Raw genomic sequence first — 12773 nt, forward strand, 5'->3', positions numbered from 1 at the left:
AGACTACCACCCCAGTTTCGGTAAAATCCGAGACGACTTGCGAGGCTTGCGACTAGGGCAATCCCAATGGCTGAAAGAACAAAAGGAAAAGCCTGTGGGCGGAGTAATGAATTAAATAAAGTGCTGATAATGGCGGTGCCACTGCCTAGCCACGGGCCCGCCAAGCAACTCATTAAGATGGTACCGACGGTATCGAAATAAAACGGGAGTTTCAACATGTTCGTGAGCTGACCGCCGATGACGTTAAAAGCGACGGCAATCGGAATCATCATGACTGACATGACGGACAAATGTAGCTTTGTTTTTTTCATTTAAGTTCCTCCTGAAATTAGAAAGCTTTTTGACTCGGGAGCTTTGACAGTAGTTTAGGAAATCGGCATTGTGATGCTCTTTATCACCTTGACGAGTTATCTAATTACCGAAACGCTGAGTCAATAAAAAGCTGAATCGTGAAAAATAATAATCAAAAGCACCACCAAGACTTCCCCGAAAATGCAAAAAAAAACGGCATGAGACGGACTGTCAAATGTCGTTTACAATAGTTGGTTTAAGGGTCACTAAATAACCTTATAGCAGGTGCTCTAAGACTGTTAACTGTTTGCCGTCACCTAAATAAAAGAAGTTTTTAATCATCTTTTTTCAAAAAAACTAGAAAAAAGCGCTTAAATTAGGTACAATGAACAGTGCTAGGAGAAATTGCTAGCTATTGGCAAACTTGATTGTCAGTTGACGCTGATTTTCAAGGGATCGTGTTCTAGTTTTTGTTTTGGTAGAATGCGATCCGCCATAAATTTTTTTATTTAATTGTCTTGGTAGTGCTTTCTTTGCTAGTGTATGAGAATAGGTACACTAAGTCAAGAAGTATATTATTAAATAACATGATTAAGAGCCTCTCAAATTATTGGTTATACGCCAATTTGAGAGGCTCTTTTATATTGCAAGAATTGTGCCAAGTTGAATTTTGGGTGGGTTAAAATAATTTAATTTTGTTGATAAAGCACTCATGTATTTTTTACTTAGCGAAAACTATTGATGCTTATTTTTGTGTACAATCACTTATTAAAATCAAAAACAATCAAATTATCACACTATCCTATCATATTGAATTGATTATTTGTTTATTTTTAGCTACTCTTTCATTACTTTTTCCCTCGTATAACTACCCGGTTTACTTCCGTCATATTGACTTAAAAATTCTTTACCAGACTGATACACCAATCCTTCACCTACCCAACTCCCACTATAAGGATACGTATTTTTCTCTACAATTGAAGTTACTTCTGAAAAAATTGAGTTCTGACCTAATATCAACTCATCCAATAACGTAGTATCAGAAAACATATAGTCACATTTGGTTACATTTCGAGTATTCCAATTACTCAGATTTAAGCTAGTTAATAATCTGGCTTCATAAAATATAAACCCCATATCCGCTACTACAGTTGTATCCCACTTGCTTACATCCAAACTCATTAATGAATGAGCTCCTCTAAACATACTTCGCATATTCTTAACCTTGCCTGTGTCCCACTTACTCACATCTAGACTTGACAGCGACGTTACTTCACTAAACATACCACTCATATCTGTGACCTCGCTTGTATTCCACTTACTTACATCCAGACTTACCACTGACTTCGTTCTATAAAACATATTACTCATATTCACAACTGTGCTCGTATCTAGCTTTTCTAAATTCTCTATCTCTTTCAATTCTGATAGTCCATAAAATAAATAACTAGATGTTGCCACAGCCTTGACTGGCTCTGTAAATACTATTTTATGAATCTTTTTCCCTTTTAATTGTTCCAATTTCTCTATTTTGGTTGCGATACTTCCAGTTCCATATGAACCGGTTGACGGGAATTCCCCTCCCTTAAATGTCAAAGTCTGGGTTTCTTCACTCCATGTCCATGGAGCTGTTCCATAATACTCATCGGCCTTCGCTCGTTTATAACTTCCTGGCTGACTTCCATCATATTGGCTTAAAAATTCTTTGCCGGACCGATAGCTCGTTTTTTCTCCTACCCAACTCCCGCTATAAGGATACGTATTTTTCTCTACAATTGAAGTTACTTCTGAAAAAATTGAGTTCTGGCCTAATATCAACTCATCCAATAACGTAGCATCAGAAAAGATATAGTCACATTTGGTTACATTTCGAGTATTCCAATTACTCAGATTTAAGCTAGTTAATAATCTGGCTTCATAAAACATAAACCCCATATCCGCTACTACAGTTGTATCCCACTTGCTTACATCCAAACTCATTAATGAATGAGCTCCTCTAAACATACTTCGCATATTCTTAACCTTGCTTGTGTTCCACTTACTTATATCCAGACTTGTCACTGACTTCATTCCATAAAACATGTTACTCATATTAACAACTGCACTCGTATCTAACTTTTCTAAATTCTCTATCTCTTTCACTTCTGATAGTCCATAAAATAAATAACTAGATGTTGCCGCGGCCTTGACTGGCTCTGTAAATACTATTTTGTGAATCTTTTTCCCTTTTAATTGTTCCAATTTCTCTATTTTGGTTGCAATACTTCCATTTCCATACGAACCGGTTGACGGGAATTCTCCCCCTTTAAATGTCAAGGTCTTGGTTCGTTCACTCCATGACCATGGTACTGTACCGTACACATCAGTATAGTCTTCTGACTCATTCACCGTCACTTGACTCACAGCCGTAAGCTTTCCTTCTTCTGTTTCGGCTATAATCTGGACTTTACCCGCTCGTTTCGCACTAACCATTCCCTCAGCTGATACACTTGCTACTTCGTCATTTGAGCTCGTCCAATTGACTTTTTTATTACTCGCATTACTTGGTTCAATTGTTGCTGTCAATTGCTGTGTTTTTCCTGCTTCAATTGTCGTAGTAGAAGGAGTTATTGTAATATCTGTCGGCTTAATCGTCGGCTCCTTAACTGTCACATTCGCTGTCGCTACTTTACCACCTGCAACTGTTCTAGCTGTGATCGTTACCTGACCTGGTGCTTTTGCAGATACCACTCCTTGAAAACTTATGGTTGCGATGCTCGTATCAGAGCTCTCCCATGTCACTTCTTTTGAGGAAGCATTATTTGGTTCAATTGTTGTCACTAATTTGGTTGTATCACCGACTTCAAGAATTGAGTCACTCGGACTAATAGTTACGGTTGTTGGTGCAATCAATTGATTGACAACCGAGATGGAGCTACTTGATGCTTTTTTTCCATCTACTGTTTTACCTAGTACACTAGTCGTACCTATCCCTTTCCCTGTGACAACTCCTTGACTATTAACTGACACAATCCTCGGATTTAAACTTACCCATATAACCGTTTTATTTGTAGCATTTTCAGGAACAACGGTCGCAGAAAGCTGCTCTTGTTGATTAATCCCCACCATTAATTTTGTTGGAGACGTGGTTAGCCACATGACTGGTACTTCGCTCGGTGTCCTGATTGATAGTTCTCCTGATGATACATAAGTAGTAGCGGGATCTACCAATAGATAATAATTCTGTCCTGCAGTCAATTCGTACTCAAACTCAAGGGAACTTCCCCAGACATTGCTTGGTGTTACAAATGATTTTAGATACTGCTTTTCTTGATTAAAAATCTTTAATCCAACTTTTGAATAACTATCAAGCATGACTTTAAATTTGTAACTACCTGTTTCAGTGGCCGTAAAAACAAAATAATCGTTATCTTTAGAGTATGTCTTCTCAAAAACTTCATCCTTGACTCTATCACTAATTTTAGTAGCCGTATCAAAGGTCGCTCCATGATCATCAATCAGTAATTGTTCAGTGGTTGATTGATAACCTGTCTTAGTTGCAGTTATATTGACAGAACCTGCTACCATTTTCCCTGTCAATTCTCCATTATCTGAGACTGTTACCTTATTAGGATTACTGCTACTCCACTTAATATCTGTTTTGATCTCTTCACCATCGACAAAGGCTTTAACATTTGATGATCCACCTTTTTCAATAATAGTATCTGCCAATTTTAGCTGGAGCTTCTTTTCCTTTCCAACTGTTATCACACAGCTGGTCTCTAGTTCTTCTCCATCTAATTTTCCTCGAACAACCGTTTTACCTTCTTTGAGCGCCTTAACTACTCCAGTAGAATTAACAGATGCTACAGATGGATCATCACTTATCCACTTAATACTTTGATTGAAGGCTGTCTCTGGTAGGACCGTTGCAGTCAACTTCTCTTGACTATTCTTCCCTAATGTTAACTGCTTATGATTAAGAGTTAGTGACGTAGCAGAAACTCCTACACTTCCCTTTTTTCTCGTTTCAACTTTAATTGGTAGTGTAGAGATTTCATCAATAGTTTGTAGCGTTTTGCCTCTATATATCTGCGATTTAATTGTTTTAAGATTCGTCCCAGGGACATAACCATCAATAGATTTATGCATAAGTCTAGTAGATTCAGTCTGATGCTTCAGTTTAATTGCAACTGAAAACTGATTAGTAATCACAAGTGGTTTTTCAAGTGAAAACTCAACAAACCCATTATTTGTTTGTCTAATTGTTGAGAAGGCTCCTTTGTCAACTAGTGTCATTTTGTTTAACTCTTTTGGAGTCTCACCATTAGGACCCACAAAGACTTCGTATGAAATCAATTGATCCTCAGCAAGTGTCTGCTCATGGTTATAAGATAGCCATGGAAAACGGTAACTAATGGAGGTGATTTCCTGATTCACTTCTCCATCTAGTTGAAAAATGCTATTCATGACATAAGGGTATACTGACACGTCCTCTGAAATGAAGCCTGATGTACTACCATAAATTGTATCGCTATCTGTTACTACAGCAGGAACATAATCCACTTTTTGCGGATCTGCTTTTTTAGCTTTATGCACCGAAAGCGATCGTTCCATCAATAGATTACGGTCATCGTAAGAGACATAATAATACCCTTTATCTCCTCTAGTGCTTCCCCAACTATTTCTAACAATAAATGCGCCATCTCTCGTCGGCTTTTCTCCTGCCCGTTCACTAAAATTATCTTTACTATATGAATCATCCCAACCAGTCAACACGACCTCATGATTATGATACGCATCTGTTGATGGAGTGAAGATCGTCGCATTAACGGAATTAATATAGCTAGATGATAAAAGAAAACTGGCAGCCCCGTACTTGGTAATCGCCTCCTTAAGCGCTAAAATTCGATTATCTTTTTGGGCCTTCTCTTTTATGTTCGTAACAACAGGAATGTATACACCATCTTGAACCCATAGCTCTGCCGGCTGTGCCAGTTCACTTTCAGTCACATAATCACGATTGCTACGCGAAAAGTTCTTATCTAAAACTGGTCCTCGTTTGTTTGTAAAATTATAAAAAACACGAGAACTATCACCGCCAGTATTGACTCGTCTACTATAAGTAGGTAATTGATAGGGATTGGTGACCCCTTCACCTAACGCGTTGTCGGCCATCAAAAAATCAAGATAATCCTCAGACAATGTGTACTCTTCGCCCAACTGAGTATGCGAATACGCCTCAACTAATGCAGAGGTCGCATATGACCAACAAATATTACGACTCCCTTGATCTTTTACAGGCCAGGCCCACATCTGACGTTGGTCACTCACTGTTGGAAAATCAGATAGCGTTCTTTTCATCGGCTTTATCCCAATTTCTGGCAGAACCTCATCATCTGCTACAATTAATTCAGGTGCGGTTTTTGTATAATTATCAACAAACGCCTCTTCTTCAGCTAATTGATCCTTTGTTTTATTCAAATCATTTGGATAGTTTGTCGCCGCCTTACTAGTATTTCCCATACCTCCTATCATTAATGAAATGACAGCTAACCCTAATACTCTCCACTTTTTCATATACACCACTCCTTACTTTTTAATTACCTTTTTTATACAGAATATAATGCTTATTAAAGCTACCACATAATCACATCTGTCACATTACTTGTGCTTCACCAATTAACATTCGCACTTATTACTGATTTAGTTACGCTATTTATCACCTAGTCACTATCTCCAATCTTCATAACAAGTTTACCTTTTATAACTCAGCGACTTGTTTGTCTAATTTTACTATTTCTATATAAAAATATTTCTCACTAGTTTTTCTCCCTAAACTATATTCAAATCATTCTTTCCCATAAATTGAACTTCCTTTTAAACATCCCTTTCAAAACAACATTGTTTTATTAATTCTTTAGGCTGAAAAAACTTGTAGTAATCAAAACATTTAGGAAAAATTTTTGAAAAAAATCATTAGCCTTTACATGGGTATAACACTCACTTGCTTTCTATGCCTTGGGATAACTTTTGCAAATGAGGACTAGCTATACATAGCTAGTCCAGATCTTAGAAAAGCACTCATTAAAGGGGGTGGATTTGACCTAGAATATATAAAAGATATTGAAATACTCTTAGAAACAAACTTAACAGCATAAAATAACTACCCAATCAAAAGAGTTGTATATTAACCATTTGGAAATTTTCATACCTATCCGTTCACAAACATAACTTTATGTACATTTCAGCAAAAAAATATAGTCAATAATGAAAATAATGATTATTAACACTATACATATAGTTTATTTTAACACAGTAACCGCTTATCAATCAAAAAAACTTTTTTTTATTAAGTTAGTTGACAAAAAGGCCTGTCTTCTTTGACATAAGCCTTTCCACTATTAAATCATTATTAAATTTCATTTATAGTTTTGCATATTTATGAGCCGTACCGACAGAAACTTGGCATAGCTCAGCAATAGTGCGAATAGTTTTTTTCTCAACCTGATACAGGTGATAGATGCGCTCCTTTAAACTTTGCTCAATTGCAGGTCTACCGACAGGAACTGTTTTACTTTTTAAGTCAACCATCGAAATAAAGGTTTGCTCACCCTTCACCTCATCATCAGATAAAGATAGCTGGTACAGATCATTAAGGTACTCATATTCCGTTGTAGTGTCAAAAGTATCCTCTACTCCCTCGTTCAACCTGCCTCCTTTCACAATATCGTCTGTTAAAATAACAATACCTTCGCATTCTCCAAGATATTCTATTCGCTGAATATCGTTTTCACTTCTAATAATTCCTACTCTCATCTCTTCTCTCCCATCCTAAAACGACCCAGTTCAACCATTAATTACCATTTATTCATTATAATAATTCTAGTTTCTGAACTAAGCATACTTTAATCAAATTTCCCTATAACTAATTTTTACATCGTTTCTAATCAATAGCTTCAATGCTTTCATTATTAACGACTCTCCTTTGAACAAATCCTCCTCTCCGTTTACTGAAAATGAGCCATCCTTGTATATTTATTATATGAACAAAGGAAGTAAGATGCTAATCTCTATTTACAATTATTTTTGCATTTTTTGATATGAATTCATCTAGCCTCACCTCTCTCTAAGTAATAGTTATTTAACCTCACCATAAAATCATGGACTTATTTTCATTAATAGTATATTATTAAACAAAAATAGTTAAGGAGATTTTATCTTGAAAAAAATAATGAAATTATCTATAGTAGTCGTTTTGCTATTTGTCTTTATCTACTCTTTGTTGATTATTATTAGCTATAATTATTTTATCTCTGGCTTTATTGGCTCCGACATTGCAAGTAAATTAGTCGAAACTCTTTTCTTTGCGTCATCTTCACTAACCGTGTCTATTCTACTAAGCTTGGCCATTTTACTTATCTCATACGGATTGGCTTTTCTTGTTAATAAATTCTTTCTTTCAACCATTTTTACAGACCCCACTAACTAACCAATTGGTTAGTTTTTTCACGTTTAGAGTCACTATAAAGTCAGTTCTTAACGTCTATCCCAACAAGACTTAACCTATTAATTTTTGAAGCTATACACCCTAAATAATTCCCTTGTGAAAGTAACCTTTTCACATCTTTTTTCGTTGATTTTGTGCCTTCTTCTTCTAAAATCAGCTTTCACAAGGTATAATAGAAATTAGCTTTACATATAAGGAGCGTGATAAACGTGGAAACATTACTAAAAGGAAAAAAAATCGTCTTGATGGGCGTTGTAAACAAAGCCAGCATTGCTTGGGGTTGTGCGACTGCTATGAAAAAATGTGGCGCAGAAATTATTTACACCTATCAAAATGATCGTGTCAAAAAACAACTAGACAAGCTAATTGATCCATCTGAATTAACGGTTCAATGTGATGTCTCAAACGATGAAGAAGTGGCAACTACCTTTGCCAATATTCACGAAAAAGTTGGCAATATCGATGGCGTTGTTCATTCAATTGCCTTTGCACCAAAAGAAGCCCTTGAAGGTGAGATTACTGAAGCCCCAAGAGATAGCTTCAAAATCGCTCATGATGTTAGCTCATTTTCATTAATTGCCGTTGCTCGTGAAGCACGCAAATACATGAACGAAGGTGGCAGTATCACGACTCTTACTTACATCGGATCAAGCCGTGCTGTTAATAACTACAATATCATGGGATTAGCAAAAGCATCATTAGAGGCAGCCGTTCGTTACTTGGCAGTTGACCTAGCTCAACAAGATATTCGTGTGAATGCCGTATCATCAGGTGCGATCAAAACATTGGCTTCATCAGGGATCAAAGGCTTTAGAGATTTACTTGACGAAGCAGCTGAAAGAACACCAGCCAACAAACAAGTCACGACAGAAGAAGTCGGCAATACTGTTGCCTTCCTAATGAGTGATTTATCTACTGGTCTGACTGGCGACTTAATTTATGTTGACAAAGGCACTCATTTATCTTAATCATTGTTTTTTTTAGCCTAATACTTTGATAATCAAAGTATTTTTTCACAAAGAAACTGTGCCAAGATGCCCTTACTAAGGGAAATCTTGGCACAGCTTTTTGTTTTTTCTTACAATTATAACCACTCACATTATCTAACTATTTTCAGCGATATACATCACTAGCGCTTCTGTATCTTCCCAACTCAAACAAGGATCGGTAATTGACTGACCAAAGACTTGACCATCTGCTTCTTGACGACCGCCTTCCAAGAAGCTTTCAATCATAAACCCACGAACCCACGTCTTCATATCCGTATTCCAACGACGATTTTCCAAGGTTTCTTTGACAATCCGAATTTGCTCTTGGTGCTGTTTTCCAGAATTATCATGATTCGTATCAACCATAATAAAGGGATTTTTAAAGTTGCCATCCTTATAAAAGTTAACCACCTTCAGTAAATCTTCATAGTGATAATTGGGAATAATTTCGCCGAACTCATTTAAGCCACCCCGTAATACAGCATGAGCCAACGGATTTGAGCTTGATTCAACCTCTATCCCATTAAAAATAAATTCTTGCTTTTGCTGCGCTGCGTATAGCGAATTAAATAGCACCTTCAAATTGCCACTCGTCGGATTTTTCATTCCTGTCGGTTGATCAATGCCACTGGCTACAAACCGATGCTGTTGATCCTCCACTGAACGCGCGCCTACTGCAATATAACTCACAAGGTCATTCACAAACTCCAGATTTTCAGGATACAACATCTCATCAGCAGTCGTTAGCCCTGTCTCACTAATTACTCGATTATGTAGACTCCGAACCGCCGCAATCCCTTTAATCAAATTACTTTCGCCCTCTGGATTTGGTTGATGTAGCAATCCTTTATAGCCATCACCATTCGTTCGTGGCTTATTGGTATAGACACGAGGCACCATAAACACCTTGTCAGCAACTTTTTCTTGCAATTTTGCCAGACGATGAACATACTCCATCACTGCTTCTTCCTCATGAGCAGAACACGGGCCAATCACTAATAAAATCCGCTGATCCTTGCCCTCAATAATATGTTTCAATTCCTCATCTCTAATTGCCTTCTTTGCTTCTTGTTCCGATGTTAATTTTGATAAAGAATTAATTCCTTCAAAATCAATTGGCTTACTTAATTGTTTAAATCCCATACGTCTAACTTCCCTTCATTTTTCATCTATAACCACTCAATTTCTGTCTTCTGATAGCCCTCATTCAGTCTGCTGATACATTTTTAAAGAAAATAAAAAAGGCCTCGCACTTTTCATCAATGAAAAGGACGAGACCGTATGATCCGTGTTACCACCTTAGTTTATAGTTAACTCCCATTAACTACCTTAATAGGTACCTGTTGATACCTTGGCATGATAACGGCTGCGCTGTTCCCGTCGCAGCCTACTTAATTCGGTGCGAAGTTCAAAGAGGAATTCAGACAAAACTGTTTGCGCGCCTCTCAGCTACCGGCAACTTTCTGTTTAACAGCTGTATCTTACTAGTTCTTATCAAGACTTTTGTTGGTTATTAGATGTAATTGTATGCAATAATTCCACACTTGTCAATGAGTAAACGCAATAAAAACGCGTTTATTTATATTTCCCTTCAACTATTGCCAGACTAGTAGCCTTCTTAATCTAGATTAACTAGCAAAATACTGATTGTTCAAGCCATACTTACTGTTATCTTTGAAAAAGAGAAACCACAAATCGTGCGTGATACTATCACGCATTTTATCACACTGAAACGACTTACTTATTCGATTTAAAAGAACAACGTCGGCAATGCGTGAAACCATCACGCACCCCTGTTTTTTCACCGATCAATTTGTTATCCAATTAGTGTTGCCGTCACTGATATTCCTGTATTTACAGACGAAAAAAATATCAACCGATATTATCTTTGAAAAGGAGAAACCACAAATCATGCGTGATAGTATCATGCATTTTATAACACTGAAACGACTTACTTATTCGATTTAAAAGAACAACGTCGGCAATGCGTGAAATCATCACGCACCCCTGTTTTTTTACCGTTATTTACGTTATATAACGCCTATTCTCACCATGAGTCAACTAAGCTCTTATCAGTAAAAGCTAGAAGCTATCTCCCTATTATAACACCTAATCCAGTGGTTTTTTTACTAGTTCAAACATTGCACAAATCAGAACTCATTGACTCAATTCACGTTTGAAAATGCTATCAGACTAAGGATTCAGACAACCAACCTAAGATAGTTGTGCAAAAATCAACTAACTACTTCACCTAAACCACTCTCTTTATCTCTGGCACTCCTTAGCAATTAATCAGTCTCATCATAAACCTCGACCCCTTCAACGGGCTTTAGTTTTAAGGTCTGGCAAATCACATTTGTTAAGTCTTTGTCCTCAAACATCATCACAAAGACATGCTTCTTTTTGGCAATCTTCACTTGAAAACTACATTGTACGTTTACACCTTCGTCCACTAAACTATATGAAAACTCAATTTCCAAAGACTTAGCCGGTTCTAACTCATTCAACGTCAGTACTTTTTGAATTTCTTTACGATAATAATCAGTTGGAACAATCCGCTCTTGTGAGAGTCCAGTCTGTTGATGACGTTCTTTCAACTCCCCAATTTCTTCGGCCAACTCACTATCAGACTGATCCCAAGGGTTGGTTTTCTTTCTTATTTCATTGCCTGAATGTGGAAAATAGAGAATCACATGAGTCAACTCATCATAGTCAGCTAGATTAATCTGTCCACGCCAGTTCCCCGTTTTCCCATCCTGCACACTGATGTAGTTTATTAAGGCATTTGGATATTTTTTATGGGCAGTCCTTACCATTTTTTTGATAAATAGTTCATTCGTCTCAGCTTCAGTCGTGACTGTCGGCTTTGTCTGTTTATCAGTTCTTGCGTCACACCCCATTAATAACACGATAACCGAAACAAAGCTAATGACCAATATCCCTAGTTTTTTCATTATAAACTCCTTATTTAATCTTTATACTAATATCTCTTATTTACTTATCTTTTAGACTACCATAGTTAGCTCAATAATTGAATCCCAAAATTGCCCCGTTATTTTTGCGTAACAACCTGTTACATGTTAAACTTTATAAGAATAAAATAACCGAAACAACACTTTTGATGGAGGCTATCAGATGTTATTTTTAGAGGAAATGGTTGATTTAAATGAAACCGAAATGGTCATTTACAACTATATTACCAGCAATATCGACAAAGTTATTTATATGCGCATCAGAGATTTGGCTGATGAGGTTCACTATAGTACAACCACTATCTTACGCTTCTGTCGTAAATTTAATTGTCAGGGATTTTCTGAATTTCGGATTAAACTACAGCTCTTTCGTAAAGACCAACAGCTCACTCATATTGACCATACGGATGAAACCACTTATATAGACTTTTTAACTCGAACGGCTCAACCAGAATTTCAAGCGGCTCTCCATAAGGTTTGTCAGATATTAGAGGACACCGAATTAACGATTTTTGTTGGTATGGGAGCTTCTAAAATAATGGCTCAGTACGGCTCACTTTATTTTTCATCACTTTTCTTGATGTCCATTCACATTGATGACTTAGCCAATCACCCTTTATACTATCTATCAGATCAAGTTTCCAAGAAGCTTTGCCTGTTTATTGTGTCTGTCGATGGTGAAAACAAAGAGATCATTAAAAATATTCATCAATTGAAACTTCATAACGCAAAAATTGTCTCCATTACAAACAGTGCAAAATCAACGATTGCCAAGCTTTCAGATGCCAATATCCCTTACTACATCAACAAAGAGCATTATCAAGATGCCAATATTACTTCCCAACTTCCCGCTCTCTACACGATTGAATTAATCGGCAAAGAGATGCGAAAATTAATTAACTTAAAAGAGTAAAAGAGTTTGGGACGTAAGTCCCAATGAAAAATCCAGATATCAGTCAAATTGATTGGCATCTGGATTATTTTTTTGTACAAAAATAAGAACACCTTTGCTAAAATAAAAGTGACAAAACA

General features: G+C 36.8%; 7 protein-coding genes, 1 pseudogene and 1 other annotated feature. Of the genes and pseudogenes, 3 read left to right on the top strand and 5 right to left on the bottom strand.

The annotated features are described in order from the left end of the window. The 3 genes and pseudogenes from AC5KOD_RS03900 to AC5KOD_RS03910 form a co-directional block, all read right to left on the bottom strand. Window positions 1–311 (bottom strand): annotated as a pseudogene (locus AC5KOD_RS03900) (ECF transporter S component); the annotation flags it as partial. Window positions 312–1128: 817 nt separating this feature from the next. Next, complete coding sequence (locus AC5KOD_RS03905; RefSeq protein ID WP_496913225.1) at window positions 1129–5850, bottom strand: BspA family leucine-rich repeat surface protein; 4722 nt, start codon at window positions 5848–5850, stop codon at window positions 1129–1131. Between the two features lie 846 nt (window positions 5851–6696). Next, window positions 6697–7089, bottom strand: a complete 393-nt coding sequence (locus tag AC5KOD_RS03910; protein ID WP_496913226.1) for a hypothetical protein — start codon at window positions 7087–7089, stop codon at window positions 6697–6699. A 403-nt stretch (window positions 7090–7492) separates the two neighbouring features. Between AC5KOD_RS03910 and AC5KOD_RS03915 the strand changes: the two genes are divergently transcribed. Then, window positions 7493–7762 carry a hypothetical protein gene (locus tag AC5KOD_RS03915; RefSeq protein WP_496913227.1) on the top strand — a complete coding sequence of 90 codons (270 nt, stop codon included), beginning with the start codon at window positions 7493–7495 and terminating at the stop codon, window positions 7760–7762. A 227-nt stretch (window positions 7763–7989) separates the two neighbouring features. After that, the gene (gene fabI / locus AC5KOD_RS03920) at window positions 7990–8748 is read left to right on the top strand and encodes an enoyl-ACP reductase FabI (protein WP_496913228.1); all 759 of its coding nucleotides are present in this window, start codon (window positions 7990–7992) and stop codon (window positions 8746–8748) included. 135 nt (window positions 8749–8883) lie between these two features. Here fabI and AC5KOD_RS03925 read toward each other — a convergent pair whose 3' ends face one another. Both AC5KOD_RS03925 and AC5KOD_RS03930 read right to left on the bottom strand, forming a co-directional pair. Then, window positions 8884–9912: a 3-deoxy-7-phosphoheptulonate synthase gene (locus tag AC5KOD_RS03925; RefSeq protein WP_496913229.1), complete on the bottom strand. Its 1029-nt coding sequence runs from the start codon at window positions 9910–9912 to the stop codon at window positions 8884–8886. Window positions 9913–10033: 121 nt separating this feature from the next. After that, window positions 10034–10276, bottom strand: a binding site (T-box leader). A gap of 781 nt (window positions 10277–11057) precedes the next feature. Next, on the bottom strand, window positions 11058–11723 hold the full coding sequence (locus tag AC5KOD_RS03930) for a hypothetical protein (RefSeq protein ID WP_496913230.1): 666 nt from the start codon (window positions 11721–11723) through the stop codon (window positions 11058–11060). 181 nt (window positions 11724–11904) lie between these two features. Here AC5KOD_RS03930 and AC5KOD_RS03935 point away from each other — a divergent pair, with 181 nt between their 5' ends. Next, entirely contained in the window at window positions 11905–12654 is a 750-nt protein-coding gene (locus AC5KOD_RS03935) for a MurR/RpiR family transcriptional regulator (RefSeq protein ID WP_496913231.1), read from the top strand. The last annotated feature ends 119 nt before the right edge of the window (window positions 12655–12773 follow it).

The organism is Vagococcus sp. WN80Y (assembly GCF_059621045.1).